This is a genomic window from Sphingomonas sp. GW821-FHT02B09, assembly GCF_059421875.1.
Genome location: NZ_JBWKVV010000002.1, coordinates 1,111,199 through 1,127,966, shown reverse-complemented (window position 1 = coordinate 1,127,966; position 16,768 = coordinate 1,111,199). Strand labels below are relative to the sequence as shown.

Here is a 16,768-nt window from a genome sequence, read left to right as displayed (position 1 = left end):
GGGGAGGATGGTAAGCCTATCGTACGCCTGAGAAAGGTGTCGCTATCCCTCGATCTTCGAGAAATCGGCGACGGCATGCACCGCCGCGCGCACCCGGTCCAGCAGCGCGAGCCGCGCGGCGCGCTTGGCCGGATCGGGATCGTTGACGATCACGCCCTCGAAGAACGCGTCGATCGGCGCACGCAGCGACGCAAGCGCCGCCATCGCGCCCTCGAAATCCTCCGCCGCGACCGCCGCGGTGGCGGCGGGCTCGGCCGCGTCGAGCGCGGCGATCAGCGCCGCCTCAGCGGGTTCGGGGGTATAGCCGAGTGCCTGCACCGCGCCGTCGCCGGCGGGCGCATGGCCTTCCTTCTTGAGGATATTGGCGGCGCGCTTGTAACCCGCGAGCAGGTTGGCGCCGTCCTCGGTCGCGACGAACGCCTGCAAGGCGTGGACGCGGGCAAGCAGCCGGACGAGATCGTCCTCGCCGCCGAGCGCGAACACCGCGTCGATCAGATCGTGACGGACGCCAGCTTCGCGCTGCTGGACCTTGAGGCGGTCGGCAAAGAAATCGAGCACCGCACGATCCGCCACCCGCCCGAGCGGAAAGCGCAGACCATTGTCGAGGATCAGCGCGACCACGCCGAGCGCCGACCGCCGGAGCGCGAACGGATCCTTCGACCCGCTCGGCCGCAGGTCGGCAGCGAAGAATTGCGTGATGCTGTCGAGCTTGTCCGCCAGCGACACCGCCACCGTCACCGGCGCGGTCGGCACGTCGTCGCCCTGCCCGACCGGCTTGTAATGGTCGCGCACTGCCTCGGCGACCTCCCGCGGCTCGCCCTGCGCGGCGGCGTAATAGCCGCCGATCAGGCCCTGCAATTCCGGGAATTCGCCGACCATGCCGGTGACGAGGTCCGCCTTGGCGAGCCGCGCCGCCCGCTCCGCCCTATCGGCGAGCGTCATTCCCTCTCCCGTCGGGAGAGGGAGGGGCCCGCCCGGCGCAGCCGGGTGGGAGGGTGAGGGCGACGCGACCGGCGTTTCGCCCCCGCCCTCACCCCGCGGCGCTGGCGCGCCTTGCCCCTCTCCCGCCGGGAGAGGGGAAGACACGATCCCCTCTTCGACCAGCCACCGCGCCAGCTTCGCCACGCGATCGACCTTGTCGGCGACCGTGCCGAGCTTCTCGTGGAAGACGATGTTCGCCAGCTTCGCCGCCTGCGCTTCGAGCGGCGTCTTGAGATCGGTCTCGTAGAAGAAGCGCGCATCGGACAGCCGCGCCGCGAGCACCTTGCGATTGCCCTCGACGATCTGCGCGCCGCCGTCGGTCGCCTCGATATTGGCGGTGCAGACGAAGGCATTGGCGAGCGCACCGTCCGCATCGCGGCAGACGAAATATTTCTGGTTCACCCGCGCGGTGAGCTGGATCACCTCGGGCGGCACGGTCAGGAAGTCGGCGTCGAACCGCCCGAGCAGCGGCACCGGCCATTCGGTCAGCCCGGCATTCTCCGCGACCAGTCCCTCGTCCTCGACCAGCACCAGCCCCGCCCCGGCGGCCAGCGCGGTGGCGCGCGTGCGGATCAGCGCACGGCGCTCGTCCTGATCGACGATGACGTGGCAGGCGCGCAACTTCTCGACGTAATCCTCCGCCGAACCGATCGTGATCTGCCCCGGATGGTGGAAGCGATGCCCGAAGGTCGCGAAGCCGGAGCGGATCCCCGCGATCTCGACCTCGACCAGCTCCTCGCCGAACAGCGCGACGATGCCGTGCAACGGCCGCACCCAGCGCAGCGACTCGGTCGAGGCGGAGGCCGCCCCCCAGCGCATCGACTTGGGCCACGGAAAGCCGCGGATGATCGCCGGGATCGCCTCGGCGAGCAGCGCGGTGGTGGCGCGGCCGGGCCGATCCAAATGGGCGATCAGCACACCTTCACGCTCAACTAACTGCGAAAATGACAACTGATTCTTGCGCAGAAAGCCGTCGATGGCTTGTGTCGGCGCAGAAGCTTTTGGACCTTTCAATTCAATCGTAGCATTTGGGCTACGAACGGGAAGCCCTTTAGCAATCAGCGTCAGCCGCCTCGGCGTAACCAAGGTTCTGATACTTTCGACTTCAAGACCTTCTCGTCCGATCGCGCCACGAAAAAGCCGATCGAGGTCGGCCCGTGCAGAGTCTTGCATTCTAGCAGGAACTTCTTCCGAGCGGATCTCTAACAGAAAATCTTCCGTTCGCTCACCCGAACTAATGAAATGAGCCTCCATCACGCCGCCCATCCGTTCTTGTCCATCCACGCCGCGCAGGCGCCCTTGGCGAGGTCGCGGACGCGGCCGATATAGGCCTGCCGCTCGGCGACCGAGATCACGCCGCGCGCCTGCAACAGGTTGAACGTGTGGCTCGCCTTGATCGCCTGTTCATAGGCCGGGATCGGCAGCCCGGCGGCGAGGCTGTTCTCGCATTCCGCCGCGGCCTTCCTGAACAGGTCGAACAGGCTGGCGGTATCGGCGACCTCGAAATTCCACGTCGACATCTGCCGCTCGTTTTCGAGGAAGACGTCGCCATAAGTGACGCCGCTGTCGTTGAACGCGAGGTCGTAGACGTTGTCGACGTCCTGGATATACATCGCCAGCCGTTCGAGCCCGTAGGTCAGCTCGCCTGCGACCGGCTTCATGTCGAACCCGCCCATCTGCTGGAAATAGGTGAACTGCGTCACCTCCATGCCGTCGCACCAGACTTCCCAGCCCAGCCCCCAGGCGCCCAGCGTCGGCGATTCCCAATCGTCCTCGACGAAGCGGATGTCGTGGCGCGTCATGTCGACGCCGATCGCCGCGAGGCTGCCGAGATACAGCTCCTGCAGGTCGGGCGGCGACGGCTTCAGGATCACCTGATATTGGTAATAATGCTGCAGCCGGTTGGGATTCTCGCCATAGCGGCCGTCGGTCGGCCGGCGGCACGGCTGGACGAAGGCGGCGTTCCACGTATCGGGCCCCAACGCGCGCAGCGTCGTCGCCGGATGGAACGTCCCCGCGCCCATCTCCATGTCATAGGGCTGGAGGATCACGCAACCCCGGTCGCTCCAATAGTCGTGGAGCGTCAGGATCATCTTTTGGAAGGAAAGCGGTGTGGCGGCCATCGTCCCGAGGCTTTGGCCGATGAGGCCGCGTCTAGCAAGTGGTGCGGCGCGGCATTAGCTATGGCGCCGGACTTACTGATGGATAGCGTCCCCGCATGATACGAACCCTTCGGCCCGCCCTGCGGCCAGCTTTGTCGGCGCTCGCGCTCTGCCTGTCGCTCCCCGCCTGCGCGCAGCAGCCCGCCCAGCCGGCGCGCGCCGCCAACGACGCCGATCCGGCGCTCTGGGTGGTGAAGGACAAGGACACGACGGTGTATCTGTTCGGCACGATCCACGTGCTCAAGCCCGGCCTCACCTGGTTCGACGAGGCGGTGAAGACCGCGTTCGACCGGTCGGACGAGGTCAAGCTGGAGATCGTCATGCCCGACGCCGCGGCGATGCAGGGGCTGGTGCAGGCGACCGGCGTCGCCGCGCCCGGCACGCCGCCGCTGACCCAGCGCCTGCCCGAGGCCAAGCGTGCCGCCTTCACCAAGGCGGTGACCGATCTCGGCCTGCCCGCGAACGCGCTCGACACATTCAAGCCGTGGCTGGCGGCGACGCAGCTCTCGGTCGCGCCCTTGTCGAAGCTCGGCTATGACAGCGACAACGGCCCCGAACAGGTCATCACCGCCGCGGCGAAACAGGCGAACAAGCCGCTGACCGGGCTGGAGACGCCCGAACAGCAATTGGGCTTCTTCGGCAGCCTGTCGGACAAGGCGCAGCTCGACTTCCTCGTCAGCACGGTCGACGAACTGCCCAAGCTGAACGACCAGATGGCGTCGATGGTCGACGATTGGGCGAAGGGCGATCCCGACGCGCTCGCCCGGGAGATGAACGACGAACTGAAAAGCTCGCCCGAGGTCGCCAAGGTCCTCCTCACCGACCGCAACGCGCGCTGGGCGGCATGGATCAAGCAGCGCATGACGCGGCCGGGGACGGTGTTCGTCGCGGTCGGCGCCGGGCATCTCGCGGGACCGGAGTCGGTGCAGGCGCACCTCGCAAAACTGGGCGTAAAGGCCGAACGGGTTAAATACTGACGCCGCCTCAAATGCCCCGTCACCCCGGACTTGTTCCGGGGTCCACTCCGCGGCGAGGAGAGCCGCTGGAAGTGTGAGCGAGCGCCTGTGGCCCGGTAGACCCCGGAACGAGTCCGGGGTGACGGATGTATTCAGGTGAGGTTACGAGCCGCGACAGGACGCTCCGCCCGCCGCCGCCCCCACCTTGCCTTTTCACCCCCCATCGGCTAAGCGCCCCCGCTTCCGGCCATGGTCATCCCTGGAGGCGTGGCGCGGGAAAGACACTTTAGCACGTTTCGGAAGGTTATCTGCATGAGCGACACCATTACGCTCGCAGCCGAGACGCGCGACCGGGTTGGCAAGGGAGCCTCCCGGGCGCTGCGTCGTGACGGCCGCGTCCCCGCCGTGATCTACGGCCAGAACAAGGAACCGACTTCGGTTCACCTCGAAGAGAAGGCGCTGACCAAGGCGCTGATGACCGGTCACTTCATGACCTCGGTCATCATGATCGACGGACAGCGGACGCTGGCCAAGGACGTGACCTTCCACCCCGTCACCGATCGCCCGATCCACGTCGATTTCCTGCGCATCGGCGAGCACACCGAAGTCACCGTCGCGGTGCCGATCGTGTTCACCGACGAAGACGATGCCCCCGGCATCAAGCGCGGTAACGGCGTGCTTAACATCACCCGCCACGAGATCGAGCTGGTCGTCGACGCCGCCGACATCCCGAGCGAGATCAGCATCTCGCTGAAGGGCCTCGAGATCGGCGATTCGATTCATATCAGCGACGTCAAGCTGCCCAAGGGCGCCAAGCCGGCGATCGACGACCGCGACTTCGCGATCGCCACGATCGTGCCGCCGACCGTCCCGACCGCGCAGGACGAGGCGCTCGACGCCGAGGTCGCCGAGACCCAGGCCGCCGAGGCTGCTGCCGACGCCGAGCCGAACGACGACGACAACGACGACGACAAGATCACCACCCAGAAGAACTAAGCTGGGGGGCCGCCACGGCGGCGTCGGAACCGGGGCAGGGCAGCGGCAACGCTACCCTGCCCTTTTTCGTGGCCGGGCCGCTATCCCACCCACCCCGTCACCCCGGACTTGTTCCGGGGTCCACCGGGCGGCTAGGAGCAGAACCAGAGCCTCCAGCCGTTCTCCCAGCCGCGGAGTGGACCCCGGAACAAGTCCGGGGTGACGAGGAAGAATAGGAACGTCATGCAGATCTGGGCCGGTCTCGGCAATCCGGGGCCGCAATATGCGATGCACCGGCACAATGTCGGCTTCATGGCGATCGACCTGATCGCCGACATGCACGGCTTCGCGCCGGTCCGTAAGCAGTTCCAGGGCTGGACGCAGGAGGGCCGCGTCGGCACCCAGAAGGTGCTGCTGCTCAAGCCCGCCACCTTCATGAACGAGAGCGGCCGCGCGATCGGCGAGGCGCTGCGCTTCTACAAGCTCGGCCCCGAAGCGCTCACCGTCTTCCACGACGAGCTCGACCTCGCGCCGTTCAAGGTCAAGGTGAAGCGCGGCGGCGGCACCGCCGGGCATAACGGGCTGCGCTCGACCGACCAGCATCTCGGCCCCGACTTCCGCCGCGTGCGCATCGGCATCGGCCATCCCGGCCACAAGGACCGCGTCACCGGCTACGTCCTCGGCAATTACGCCAAGACCGAACTCGATCCGCTCGCCGACATGCTCGGCGCGATCGGGGCGGAGGCGCCGTGGCTCGCCGCGGACGACGACGTCCGCTTCATGAACGACGTTGCCCTGAGGCTCGCCCAATGACCGTCCGTACCCTGTTCGCCACCCGCTTCTACGAGGACGATCTCGGCGACGCCGCATTGCTCGAGGAGCTGGAGGAGGCCTGCCTCGACCTCGCGCGCGAGGATCGCGCCGGCGTCGCCTGGTCGAAGGCGCACGGCTATCGCGGCTATACCTCCTATGCCTCGCTCAACGACCTGCCGTCGCGCGACCCGCGCTTCGCCGATCTGGTAAAGCTACTCAACAAGCATGTCGCGCGCTTCGCCGACGCCTGCGCCTTCGATCTCGGCGGTCGCAAGCTCAAGCTCGACAGTTTGTGGGTCAACGTTCTGAAGCCCGGCGGCAATCATTCGGGCCATATCCATCCGCACAGCGCGGTCAGCGGCACGATCTATGTCGCGACGCCGCCGGGCGCAGGCGCGCTCAGGCTCGAGGATCCGCGGCTGCCGATGATGATGGCCGCCCCCACCCGCCGCGCCGACGCCGACGAGAGCCACGCCACCTTCGTCTATGCCGAGCCGAAGCCGGGCAGCGTCTTCCTGTGGGAGAGCTGGCTGCGCCACGAGGTCGTCCCCAATGCCGCCAAGGGCGAACGGATCAGCATCAGCTTCAACTATCGCTGAGCGGTCATGCGGCTGCCGCAATTGGCCGGCAGCTTCGCCGCATCGGGAGGCGATACGATGCGGCTGGCGATCATGATGGCGTTGCAGGCGGCACCGGTGGCGGGACCGCCGCTGCCCGCCGAACTTCGCCCGATCAGACCCGCGCCGGCGCCGTCGGCCGTGCCCTGCGGCACCCCCGACCGGCGCGGCGACATCGTCGTCTGCGGCCGGGCGGCGGGCGCCGACCGTCTGCCGCGGCTCGACGAGACCCGCTACGCCGAACGCCCGATCCGCGCCGTCACGACGCTCGGCAAGACCCGCCTTTCGGCCGAGGCGGAACAAGGCAGCCTGCCGAATGGCCAGAGCGCCCCGCGTGCGATGCTCCGCCTCAAGATGCCGTTCTGACGGCGCGCGGCCGCGCCCCTCATCCATCATTCATCCCGTCCCGCTACCACCGTCCCCATGCGTTTCACCAAACAGCAGATCGGCCTTGCCGCCGTCGTCCTGCTCGCGCCCGGCGGCTTCGTTTTGGGTGCGACCCTGCTCGCCAATCGATACCGCAAGCGTCTCGCGACGAAGGCAAATGAGCCCCCCGACCCCCCGGTCGTTTCCTGAACGGAACGTTGTTTCAGGTTCATGCAACCGCGCCTAACAGGATGACGTTGATGCAACACGATTTTCAAAAAACGGGAGTGTTACCATGCGAAATCTGATGCTTGCGATGGGCTGTGCGGCGATGGTGGTGCCGGCGACGATGATCGTCCCGGTGTCGAAGGCCGAAGCGCAGCGCCATAAGTATCGCGAATGGCGCGACGATCGCGGCCGTATCCGCTGCCGCAAGCCCGACGGCACTACCGGCGCCGTGGTCGGCGCGGTCGGCGGCGCGCTGCTCGGCCGGACAATCGACACCCGCGGCGACCGCACGGTCGGCACGCTCGGTGGCGCGGTCGCCGGTGGCCTGCTCGGCCGCGAGATCGACCGCGGCGGCAAGCGTCGCTGCCGCTGAACCGAGACCTTTTTCGGTCGACGGGGGCGTCGCGAGGCAACTCGCGGCGCCCCTTTTGCGTATCGCTTCGGACCAATCCCACGATGGAGACCGACGATATGGTAACGCGCAGCGCTTCGGCGAGCTACGAAGGCCTCGGCAAGGACGGCAAGGGCAAGATCACGACCCAGTCGGGCGTCCTGTCCGACACGCAATATGGCTTCAACACCCGCTTCGAGGATGGCGCCGGCACCAATCCGGAAGAACTGATCGCCGCCGCCCACGCCGGCTGCTTCACGATGGCGCTCGCCTTCGCGCTGGCCGGTGCGGGCCACAGCCAGGGCGATCTCAAGACCGACGCCAAGGTCACGCTCGACAAGGACGGCGACGGCTTCACCATCACCAAATCGGCGCTGACCCTCACCGGCCACGTCGAGGGCATCGATCAGGCCGAGTTCGAGCGGATCGCCAACGAGGCCAAGGCCGGCTGCCCGGTCTCCAAGGTGCTGACCTGCGAGATCACGCTCGCCACCACCTTCGGCTGATCCCGGCGCGTCCCTGGCGAAAGGCCAGGGACGCATTCTCTGGTCAGAAGATCCCGCCGCCCAGGCTCAGCCGGATCGCGAAGATCACGATCAGCACCAGATTGAGGTTGCGCCCGCCGTTCGACGACGACAGCGCGCCGAATGCCGCGCCGACGATGCCGATCGGAATGACGAGCCAGTTCATCCAGCCGAGCAGCGGAATGAACGCGACCAGCCCGAGCACCAAAGTGACGAAGCCGATCGCGATGGAGACGATGTTGAGCATGGCCCGAATATGGCCTTCGTCCCCGCACGGGACAAGCCGGGCCGACGTGACGTAGTGTTAACCGGATTCACCGGTGGCGTCTTAACGGTGGCTGCGCCATCTCATTGCGGTGACTGCGATTCGCCCCCTTCTCTTGCTCGCGCTGGCGCTGACCGCGTGCAGCAAGCAGCCTGCCTCGCAGCAGGATCTCGACAGCCTCGACCAGGAACTCACCGCCGCCGGCCCCGGCAACCAGCGCGATCCCGCGCTGACCGCGGCGCTGCGCGACCAGATCATGGTCGATCCGGCGCTGACGCAAAGCGCCAATACCAACGTCGTCCGCCCGCCGAGCCGCCCCGATCCGCTGTCCGCGCCACCCGAACCGGTGATCGCCACCCTCGACCGCGTCGCGGCGGCCGACCTCAAGCCGACCCCCGCCGCCAAAGGCGACTGCCCCGCCTGCCGCAAGGCCGACGGCGCGCTGACCCTGGGCGAACTCGCCAGCCGGCAATCGGCGGCCGGCGCCCCCTGCGCGGCGCGCGTCACCTATTCGGCCGGCTGGGCCAATCGCTTGCCCGCCGCGGTGCCGCTCTACCCGGACGCCCGCGTCCGCGAGGCGGCGGGCAACGACGCCTGCGGCCTGCGCGTCGTCAGCTTCGCGAGCAGCGCCCCGGTCGGCCGCATTCTCGACTGGTATAACGCCCGCGTCACTCGCGCCGGCTATTCGGCCGAACATCAGGCATCGGGCGCGCAGCACGTTCTCGGCGGCACCCGCGGCGACGCCGCTTACGTCGTCTACGTCAGCGCCGATCCCGCCGGCGGCAGCCAAGTCGACCTGATCGTCCGCTAAATCTTCCTTGCCCGCAGGGTGGGAAGACGCGCCGCCTTGCTATCCCATCACCCCCGACCATATTGTGCAATGCAGCATCACACGCTTGGTGGCGGTCCTGTCCCTTTCGGAGTGCGCGCATGCGACGTTTGTCAGACACGATCAGCCGGCTCGCCGCGGCACAGGGCCAGCAGCAGCCCTGGACGGGCGGCAGCGATCGGCTCGGCCAGCTCAGCGGCTTCGGCCGCAATCCCGGCAATCTGCTCGCGCGTACCTATGTCCCCGATTCCGTGACGGCAAAGCCGGCGCTGGTCGTCGTGCTGCACGGCTGTACGCAGACCGCCGCGGGCTATGATGCCGGTGCCGGCTGGTCGCGGCTCGCCGACGAGCATGGCTTCGTCCTGCTCTTCCCCGAGCAGCAGCGCGTCAACAATCCCAACCTCTGCTTCAACTGGTTCGCGCCCGAAGACGTCAGCCACGACCATGGCGAAGCCTTTTCGATCCGCGAGATGATCGCGGCGATGATCGACGCGCACGACGTCGATCCCGCCCGCGTCTTCGTCAACGGCCTGTCCGCGGGCGGCGCGATGACCGCGGTGATGCTGGCGACCTATCCCGAAGTGTTCGCCGGCGGCGCGATCCTCGGCGGCCTGCCGTACGGCACCGCGAGCGGGGTGATGCAGGCGCTCGACCGGATGCGCGGCCACAACATGCCCGACGCCGTCGCGCTCGGCACGCTGGCGCGCGACGCCTCGGCGCATCGCGGCGTTTGGCCGACGCTGTCGATCTGGCACGGCGACGCCGACGCGACGGTCGACCAGACCAATGCCGAGGCGCTGCTGACCCAATGGCGCGCGCTGCATCAGGTCGCGGCGCGGCCCGACGTCAAGGCGGCGCAGGGCAATCACGCCTATCGCGGCTGGCAGGATGCCGCCGGCCGGGTGGTGATCGAGGATCACCGCATCCACGGCATGGGCCACGGCACCCCGATCGCCGCGCACGGCCCGGAGGCATGCGGCACGCCCGGCCCGTTCATGCTCGACGTCGGCCTGTCCTCGACGCGCCGCATCGCCGCCTTCTGGGGCATCGCCCCGGCACTGGCCGCGCCGTCGCGCGGCACCGCCAGACTGACGCGGATCGCCACGCCGACGCGCGAACCGACCGGCGTCGCCGGCGTCATCAACGACGCACTCCGCGCCGCCGGGTTGCTGCGCTAGGACGCTCCCCCCGGTTGATGGCTGCAAAAGCCGTCGCTTGACGCCACCTTATCGGCGACGCGAGCCGGAATACGCATAGCGTTACCCCACCAGTGCTCCTGCGAACGCAGGAGCCCAGGAGTCCCGTTCGTCACAGACGTTGCTCTGCTTGACCCTGGGTCCCCGCCTGCGCGGGGACACGTGGAGGGCGAGGAAGCGTTCCGCGATCCCCGGCCCCGCGCCCCGCCGCACGCGCACCGCAAACCCCCGCATTCCCTTGCACCCAATAGTCCTCTAGGGCTGGCGCCATGCCTCTTCTGTTCGTCATGATCGGCGGTGCCCTCGGCTCCGCCGCGCGTTATCTCACCGGCCGCGCCGCGCTTACCGCGTTCGGGCCGGACTTTCCCTACGGCACGCTCGCCGTCAATCTCGTCGGCGGGCTGCTGATGGGCGTGCTCACCGCGATCCTCGCCCGCTCCGGCAGCCTCGCCGAACCGTGGCGCCTGTTCCTCGGCGTCGGCGTGCTAGGCGGCTTCACCACTTTCTCGAGCTTCAGCCTCGACGCCGTCGCGATGATCGAGCGCGGCGCACTCGCCCCCGCCTTCGGCTACGTGCTGGTGTCGGTGGTCGGCTCGATCGCCGCGCTGTTCGCCGGGCTCGCTGCCACCCGCGCCCTGCTTGCCGGAGCCAGCGCATGAGCGACGCCAAGAACGACACCCGCGACGGCGTCCGCCAGTTCAACGTCGGCTATGACGACGACGGCATCCGCCTCGACCGCTGGTTCAAGCGCCACCTGCCCGAGACGAGCTTCACCACCGTCGCCAAATGGGCGCGCACCGGCCAGTTGCGCGTCGACGGCTCGCGCGTCACGCCGGGCGACCGGATCAAGGCCGGCCAGACGCTGCGCGTGCCGCCGCCCGAACCGGTGATCGAGGACACCCCCGACGCCCCCCGCCCCAAGCGCGAACGCCCGCCGCTGAGCGAGGATCAGATCGCCTATGCGCGCGAGATGGTGATCCACAAGGACCTGCAGGCACTCGTGCTCAACAAGCCGCCCGGCCTCGCGACGCAGGGCGGCACCAAGACCTCCGAACATGTCGACGGCCTGCTCGACGCGCTGCAATATGACGCGGAGGGGCGGCCCAAGCTCGTCCACCGTCTCGACAAGGACACGTCGGGCGCGCTGCTCGTCGCGCGCACCAGCCGCGCCGCCGCCTTCTTCGCCAAGGCCTTCTCGGGCCGCACCGCGCGCAAGGTCTATTGGGCGCTGGTCGTCGGCGTCCCCTCGATCGACGACGGCATGGTCGACCTGCCGATCGGCAAGCAGCCCGGCACCGGCGGCGAGAAGATGCACGTCGACGAGGAGAATGGCCAGGCCGCGCGCAGCCGCTATCGCGTCGTCGAGCGCGCCGGCAACCGCTGCGCCTGGGTCGAGCTGCAACCCTTCACCGGCCGCACCCACCAGCTGCGCGTCCATATGGCGGCGATCGGTCATCCGATCGTCGGCGACGGCAAATATGGCGGCGCCGCGGCGTTCCTGACCGGCGGCGTCAGTCGCAAGATGCACCTGCACAGCCGTCGCATCCGCGTCGACCATCCCGACGGCGGCAGCATCGACGAGACCGCCGACCTGCCGACGCATTTCGCCGAGAGCCTCGCCACGCTGGGCTTCGACATCGCCAAGGGCGACGCGATGCCGTTCGAGGAACCGAAGAAAGGCCCGCCCCCCAAGGCGGTGCTCAAGCAGCGCGCCAAGGCGCACGCCAAATCGATGCGCAAGGAACACCGCGGCGAACGCCGCCGCCGCGGCAGCCCCGACTGAGTTGGGGGGGGGGGGGCCTGACGAGGCGCGCCCCTTCACCCCAAACTACCCGTCACCCCGGACTTGTTCCGGGGTCCACCGCGCCGCAAGCGCGCGCTTCCTCCTCCAGCCGACCTCCTCGCCGCTGAGTGGACCCCGGAACGAGTCCGGGGTGACGGGGTGGGTCAGACACTGTCCGGCACCCCCGAACGCGCCAAAACGCAAAGCACGCGGGTCTGTCCTACACCCCGCCGACCGGCGTATGACCGAACGATGCACACCCCGCCCGCCCTCATCGTCCCGCCCGCGCGGCAGCACAAAGGCCCCGTCACGCCTTCGGGATATCCCGCCCCCATCATATCAAAAACGGAAACGATACCCCCGGATCGTTTCCGTTAAGGTGTCCATGTTGTCCATGTCGTCCAACACCCTCTTCACCGCTCCGACGCCGCCCGCTACGGCAACACGATGACCAAACTCGCCGTATTCGACTGCGATGGCACGCTCGTCGACAGCCAGGCCAACATCTGCCAGGCGATGGAGGCGACGTTCCGCATTGCCGACCTGCCCGCGCCGCCGCGCGCGGCGATCCGCCGCATCGTCGGACTGAGCCTCGTCGAGGCGGTCCGCGCCTTGCTCCCCGACGCGGACGATGCGCTCCACCGCAGGATGGCCGCCGATTACAAGGAGGCGTTCTTCGAGCTGCGCACCAGCGGCGCGATGACCGAAGAGCCTTTGTTCGAGGGCATCGCCGCGGTGATCGAGACGCTGGCCGCGCGCGGCTGGCAGCTCGGCGTGGCGACCGGCAAGTCGGATCGCGGCCTCGCCCGCGTGCTCGACCACCACGGCCTGACCGATCGCTTCGTCACCCTTCAGACCGCCGACCGCCACCCCTCCAAACCCGATCCGGCGATGCTGCTCGCCGCGATGGCGGAGGTCGACGCGACGCCCGAGCAGACCGCGATGATCGGCGACACCAGCTTCGACATGGCGATGGCCAAGGCGGCGGGCGCGCGCGCGGTCGGCGTCGCCTGGGGCTATCACGACGTCCACGATCTGGTCCGCGGCGGCGCGCAGGTCGTCGCGACGCGCACCGCGGCGTTGCTGGAGATCCTGGCATGACCCCCGACGACACGCGCGCGCGCAAGCGGTGGCTGGCGATCGTCGGCAGCCGGCTGGCGGGCAGCGCCGGCGCGGTGTTCGGCCTGATCCTCGCCGCCCGCTCGCACGACTGGCCGGTCAAGGTGCTCGGCGTCGCGATCACGCTGTCGGCGCTGGCGGTGATCGCGATCGTGCCGGCGAGCCTCGCCCACCGCTGGCGGACGCCTCGATCATGAAGCGCTTCTGGACCGAGGTGACGATCGACGCCGACCGCGTCGTCACGCTCGACGGCCGACCGGTGCGCACCCCCGGCCGCGTGCCGCTCGCGCTGCCGACCGATGCGCTCGCCGCCGCGGTCGCCGACGAATGGCGCGCGGTGGCGGAAACGATCGATCCGCGCGCGATGCCGCTGACCGGCCTCGCCAATGCCGCGATCGACCGGGTCGCGCCCGACCCCGCCGCCTTCGCCGCCGGCCTTTCGGCGTACGGCGAGAGCGACCTGCTTTATTATCGCGCGCTGTCACCCGATCTGCTGATCGCGCGGCAGCAGGCGGCGTGGGACCCGTGGCTCGACTGGGCGCGCACCCGCTACGACGTGCATTTCGAGACCACCGCCGGGGTCATGCACCGCGCGCAGCCCCCCGCGACACTTGCGCGACTCGCCGAGGCGGTGGCGGCGCTCGATCCTTTCGGTCTCGCCGGCCTGTCGCCGCTGGTGACGATCACCGGCTCGCTGATCCTCGCGCTGGCACTGATCGAACGGGCCGGCGATCCCGACACGCTCTGGACCGCGGCGAATATCGACGAGGATTTCCAGGCCGAACTCTGGGGCGCGGATTCGCTGGCCGTGCAGGCGCTCGCCAACAAGCGCCGCGACTATGACGCCGCGGTCGCCTTCCTCGCCGCGCTCAGGCCGTCCGCGTGAGCTTGCGGATGAAGCCGATCAGCCCGGTCTGACGCGAGCGCTTGAGCCGCTCGGCGGCGAGGATCGTCTTCACCCCCGCGAAACATTGCTCGACGTCGTCGTTGACGAGGACGTAATCGTAGCCATCCCAATGACTTACCTCATTGGCGGCACGCGCCATCCGCGCCTCGATCACCTGGGCCGAATCGGTGTTGCGGTTGGTCAGCCGCGCGCGCAGCTCCTCCATCGACGGCGGGAAGATGAACACCCGCACCACGTCGCCGCCGGCGATCTGGAAGAGCTGCTGCGCGCCCTGCCAGTCGATGTCGAACAGCACGTCCTTGCCCGCGGCAAGCATCGTCTCGATCTGCGCCCGCGGCGTGCCGTAGCGATGGTCGAAGACGTGCGCCCATTCGAGGAACTCGTCCGCCGCGACCATGCGGCGGAATTCCTCGAGATCGACGAAATGATAGTCCTTGCCGTCGACCTCGCCCGGCCGCATCGGCCGCGTCGTCACCGACACCGACATGCCGAGTTCAGGCTCGTCGGCGAGCAATTTGCGCGCGATGGTCGACTTGCCCGCACCGGATGGCGAGGACAGCACGAACAGCACGCCACGACGGCGAAAATGGTGCGGGTCGGCGGAATGGGTGGTCGGCATGCGCGCTAGTGGCGTCTGCCGGGGCCGGGCGTCAAGCGCAGCCGGCTGAAAAGTCGAGAAAGCGAAGATCCTCCCGCGCCGTGCACGAGAGGATCGTCCGATCAGATATCGCGCGACTGGCGCCGGCGGTCATACGCCTTCTTGGCGACATAGCCGCCGCCGAGGATCAGGCCGAGCGGCCCCATCCGCCGCATCGCGCCCATCGACAGCGCGCCGATCGCCGCACCCTTCAGGCCGCCACGACCATCGCGACGGTCCATTTCACGCCCGACGAGCGCGCCGATAATCTTGCCGATCATGAGTCTACCTTTCCGAAAACCTGGTCCTTGAGTTCCGCCGCGCCGCGCAGCACCGCCCAGCCGACCGCATAGGTGACGGCGAGCGGCAGCACGATCTTGAGCACGTTGGCAGTCACCGCACCGATGATCGCGCCATCGGCGACGCCATCGTCGTCGCCCGACATCGAATCGATCGCCGCGCCGATCAGCGCGCCCGTGGTGGTGGTGCTCACGTCCGTCCCCTCCTAGCGTTGCGGCCATGGAAGCGCGCGAACGGCGGGGAAGTTCCTCGCAACGGGGCCGTTCCGGAACGTTTCGCCCGGTAGGATCAGCGCCCGATCATCGTCTCCGGCCGCACCAGCCGGTCGAACGTCGCCTCGTCGACCAGCCCGAGTTCGAGCCCCGCCTGTTTCAACGTCTGCCCCTTCTGATGCGCGTGCTTGGCGATCTTCGCGGCATTGTCATAGCCGACTTCGGGCGCCAGCGCGGTGACGAGCATCAGCGATTGCTCGACCAGCTGTCCGATCCGCTCGCGATTCGCTTTCAGCCCGTCGACGGTCCGCTCGGCAAAACTCTGCATCCCGACGCTGAGCAAGGCGATCGAGCGCAGCACGTTGGCGCCGATCAGCGGCTTGAAGACGTTGAGCTCCATATGCCCCTGCAAGCCACCGACGGTGACCGCGACATTGTTGCCCATCACCTGCGCGGCGACCATCGTCAGCATCTCGGCCTGCGTCGGATTGACCTTGCCCGGCATGATCGAGCTGCCCGGCTCGTTGGCAGGCAGTTCGAGTTCGCCGAGACCCGAGCGCGGCCCCGATCCGAGCAGACGGATGTCGTTGGCGATCTTGGTCAGCGCCACCGCGAGCACGTTGAGCGTGCCGTGCAGGTCGACCAGCCCGTCGTTCGACGCCAGCGCCTCGAACTTATTGGGCGCGGTGACGAACGGCAGACCGGTGAGCGCCGCGATCTCCGCCGCGACCGCCTCGGCGAATCCCTCGGGTGCGTTCAGCCCGGTGCCGACCGCGGTGCCGCCCTGCGCGAGCGGCATGATGTTGCGCTCCAGCGTGCCGGCGATCCGGTCGCGCGCATTGGCGAGCTGCTGGACGTAGCCCGAAAATTCCTGCCCCAACGTCAGCGGCGTCGCATCCTGAAGGTGCGTGCGGCCGATCTTGACCAGATCGTCCCATTCACGCGCCTTGTCCGCGAGCGCATCGTGCAACCGGTCGAGCGCGGGATAAAGCTGCCGCGTCACCCCCAGCGCCGCGGCGACGTGGAGCGCGGTCGGGAAGCTGTCATTGGACGACTGCCCCCGGTTGACGTCGTCATTGGGGTGGACGGGCGTCTTGCCGCCGCGGGTGCCGGCGAGTTGCTCGTTGGCGCGGCCGGCGATTACCTCGTTGACGTTCATGTTCGACTGCGTGCCGCTGCCGGTCTGCCAGATGACCAGCGGAAATTGATCGTCGAGCTGCCCCGCGGCGATTTCGGTGGCCGCGGCCTCGATCGCATCCGCCTTGTCCGCCGCCAGCCCATGCCGCCGGTTCACCCGCGCCGCCGCCTGCTTTACGATCGCCAGCGCATGGACGATCTCGACCGGCATCCGCTCGCGCGGTCCGAAAGGGAAATTCTCGAGACTACGCTCGGTCTGCGCCCCCCAATAGGCGTCGGCGGGAACGTCGATCGGGCCGATCGAATCGGTTTCGGTGCGCGTGCTCATGCGACGTAATATCAAATGCGGCGCCACTTGATTCAAGGCCTG

The 16,768-nt window shown here is 68.4% G+C and carries 22 protein-coding genes; 15 read left to right on the top strand and 7 right to left on the bottom strand.

The annotated features are described in order from the left end of the window. Nucleotides 1-42 precede the first annotated feature (42 nt). Together glyS and AC07U4_RS13300 are read right to left on the bottom strand one after the other, a co-directional pair. Nucleotides 43-2,235 carry a glycine--tRNA ligase subunit beta gene (gene glyS / locus AC07U4_RS13305; RefSeq protein ID WP_495195683.1) on the bottom strand — a complete coding sequence of 731 codons (2,193 nt, stop codon included), beginning with the start codon at nucleotides 2,233-2,235 and terminating at the stop codon, nucleotides 43-45. Continuing rightward, nucleotides 2,235-3,104 (bottom strand): glycine--tRNA ligase subunit alpha, encoded by an 870-nt coding sequence (locus AC07U4_RS13300; protein ID WP_171009503.1) that lies wholly within the window; start codon nucleotides 3,102-3,104, stop codon nucleotides 2,235-2,237. The genes glyS and AC07U4_RS13300 overlap by 1 nt, the downstream gene beginning before the upstream one ends. 95 nt (nucleotides 3,105-3,199) lie before the next feature. On the opposite strand from AC07U4_RS13300, the gene AC07U4_RS13295 reads away from it, so the two are divergent. The 8 genes from AC07U4_RS13295 (at nucleotide 3,200) to AC07U4_RS13260 (ending at nucleotide 7,995) form a co-directional block, all read left to right on the top strand. Continuing rightward, nucleotides 3,200-4,120, top strand: a complete 921-nt coding sequence (locus AC07U4_RS13295) for a TraB/GumN family protein (RefSeq protein WP_495179150.1) — start codon at nucleotides 3,200-3,202, stop codon at nucleotides 4,118-4,120. 291 nt (nucleotides 4,121-4,411) lie between these two features. Continuing rightward, on the top strand, nucleotides 4,412-5,095 hold the full coding sequence (locus AC07U4_RS13290; RefSeq protein ID WP_038662828.1) for a 50S ribosomal protein L25/general stress protein Ctc: 684 nt from the start codon (nucleotides 4,412-4,414) through the stop codon (nucleotides 5,093-5,095). 222 nt (nucleotides 5,096-5,317) lie between these two features. After that, nucleotides 5,318-5,887: an aminoacyl-tRNA hydrolase gene (gene pth, locus AC07U4_RS13285; RefSeq protein WP_495195682.1), complete on the top strand. Its 570-nt coding sequence runs from the start codon at nucleotides 5,318-5,320 to the stop codon at nucleotides 5,885-5,887. Continuing rightward, nucleotides 5,884-6,486 (top strand): TIGR02466 family protein, encoded by a 603-nt coding sequence (locus AC07U4_RS13280; RefSeq protein WP_495195681.1) that lies wholly within the window; start codon nucleotides 5,884-5,886, stop codon nucleotides 6,484-6,486. The genes pth and AC07U4_RS13280 overlap by 4 nt, the downstream gene beginning before the upstream one ends. Before the next feature lie 6 nt (nucleotides 6,487-6,492). After that, entirely contained in the window at nucleotides 6,493-6,870 is a 378-nt protein-coding gene (locus AC07U4_RS13275) for a 5'-nucleotidase (RefSeq protein ID WP_495179153.1), read from the top strand. Nucleotides 6,871-6,927: 57 nt separating this feature from the next. After that, complete coding sequence (locus tag AC07U4_RS13270) at nucleotides 6,928-7,080, top strand: hypothetical protein (RefSeq protein WP_495195680.1); 153 nt, start codon at nucleotides 6,928-6,930, stop codon at nucleotides 7,078-7,080. An 85-nt stretch (nucleotides 7,081-7,165) separates the two neighbouring features. Further along, complete coding sequence (locus tag AC07U4_RS13265) at nucleotides 7,166-7,471, top strand: glycine zipper 2TM domain-containing protein (RefSeq protein WP_495195679.1); 306 nt, start codon at nucleotides 7,166-7,168, stop codon at nucleotides 7,469-7,471. Nucleotides 7,472-7,569: 98 nt separating this feature from the next. Beyond that, nucleotides 7,570-7,995, top strand: coding sequence for an OsmC family protein (locus AC07U4_RS13260; RefSeq protein ID WP_495195678.1), 426 nt, complete (start codon nucleotides 7,570-7,572; stop codon nucleotides 7,993-7,995). 43 nt (nucleotides 7,996-8,038) lie between these two features. Here AC07U4_RS13260 and AC07U4_RS13255 read toward each other — a convergent pair whose 3' ends face one another. Beyond that, nucleotides 8,039-8,260, bottom strand: coding sequence for a hypothetical protein (locus tag AC07U4_RS13255; protein WP_038662840.1), 222 nt, complete (start codon nucleotides 8,258-8,260; stop codon nucleotides 8,039-8,041). Between the two features lie 109 nt (nucleotides 8,261-8,369). Here AC07U4_RS13255 and AC07U4_RS13250 point away from each other — a divergent pair, with 109 nt between their 5' ends. The 7 genes from AC07U4_RS13250 to AC07U4_RS13220 all read left to right on the top strand — a co-directional run bounded on the left by AC07U4_RS13250 (nucleotide 8,370) and on the right by AC07U4_RS13220 (nucleotide 14,091). Next, entirely contained in the window at nucleotides 8,370-9,089 is a 720-nt protein-coding gene (locus tag AC07U4_RS13250; protein WP_495195677.1) for a hypothetical protein, read from the top strand. 119 nt (nucleotides 9,090-9,208) lie between these two features. Next, nucleotides 9,209-10,285: an extracellular catalytic domain type 1 short-chain-length polyhydroxyalkanoate depolymerase gene (locus AC07U4_RS13245; protein ID WP_495195676.1), complete on the top strand. Its 1,077-nt coding sequence runs from the start codon at nucleotides 9,209-9,211 to the stop codon at nucleotides 10,283-10,285. Nucleotides 10,286-10,572: 287 nt separating this feature from the next. After that, entirely contained in the window at nucleotides 10,573-10,962 is a 390-nt protein-coding gene (gene crcB, locus AC07U4_RS13240; RefSeq protein WP_495195675.1) for a fluoride efflux transporter CrcB, read from the top strand. Further along, entirely contained in the window at nucleotides 10,959-12,086 is a 1,128-nt protein-coding gene (locus AC07U4_RS13235; RefSeq protein WP_137899368.1) for an RluA family pseudouridine synthase, read from the top strand. The genes crcB and AC07U4_RS13235 overlap by 4 nt, the downstream gene beginning before the upstream one ends. A 447-nt stretch (nucleotides 12,087-12,533) precedes the next feature. Further along, complete coding sequence (locus AC07U4_RS13230; RefSeq protein ID WP_038662851.1) at nucleotides 12,534-13,187, top strand: HAD-IA family hydrolase; 654 nt, start codon at nucleotides 12,534-12,536, stop codon at nucleotides 13,185-13,187. Further along, nucleotides 13,184-13,402, top strand: coding sequence for a hypothetical protein (locus tag AC07U4_RS13225; RefSeq protein WP_137899366.1), 219 nt, complete (start codon nucleotides 13,184-13,186; stop codon nucleotides 13,400-13,402). Before AC07U4_RS13230 ends, AC07U4_RS13225 begins: the two co-directional genes overlap by 4 nt. Then, complete coding sequence (locus tag AC07U4_RS13220; RefSeq protein ID WP_495195674.1) at nucleotides 13,399-14,091, top strand: ATP12 family chaperone protein; 693 nt, start codon at nucleotides 13,399-13,401, stop codon at nucleotides 14,089-14,091. Before AC07U4_RS13225 ends, AC07U4_RS13220 begins: the two co-directional genes overlap by 4 nt. Here the strand turns inward: AC07U4_RS13220 and gmk are convergent. The 4 genes from gmk to fumC all read right to left on the bottom strand — a co-directional run bounded on the left by gmk (nucleotide 14,075) and on the right by fumC (nucleotide 16,726). Further along, the gene (gene gmk, locus AC07U4_RS13215; RefSeq protein ID WP_038662860.1) at nucleotides 14,075-14,731 is read right to left on the bottom strand and encodes a guanylate kinase; all 657 of its coding nucleotides are present in this window, start codon (nucleotides 14,729-14,731) and stop codon (nucleotides 14,075-14,077) included. The genes AC07U4_RS13220 and gmk overlap by 17 nt on opposite strands. A gap of 101 nt (nucleotides 14,732-14,832) precedes the next feature. Then, the gene (locus AC07U4_RS13210) at nucleotides 14,833-15,030 is read right to left on the bottom strand and encodes a hypothetical protein (protein ID WP_038662863.1); all 198 of its coding nucleotides are present in this window, start codon (nucleotides 15,028-15,030) and stop codon (nucleotides 14,833-14,835) included. Then, a complete protein-coding gene (locus tag AC07U4_RS13205) occupies nucleotides 15,027-15,242 on the bottom strand; it encodes a hypothetical protein (RefSeq protein WP_495179161.1) in 216 nt (71 codons plus the stop codon). The genes AC07U4_RS13210 and AC07U4_RS13205 overlap by 4 nt, the downstream gene beginning before the upstream one ends. A 95-nt stretch (nucleotides 15,243-15,337) precedes the next feature. Then, the gene (gene fumC / locus AC07U4_RS13200; protein WP_495195673.1) at nucleotides 15,338-16,726 is read right to left on the bottom strand and encodes a class II fumarate hydratase; all 1,389 of its coding nucleotides are present in this window, start codon (nucleotides 16,724-16,726) and stop codon (nucleotides 15,338-15,340) included. Nucleotides 16,727-16,768 lie beyond the last annotated feature (42 nt).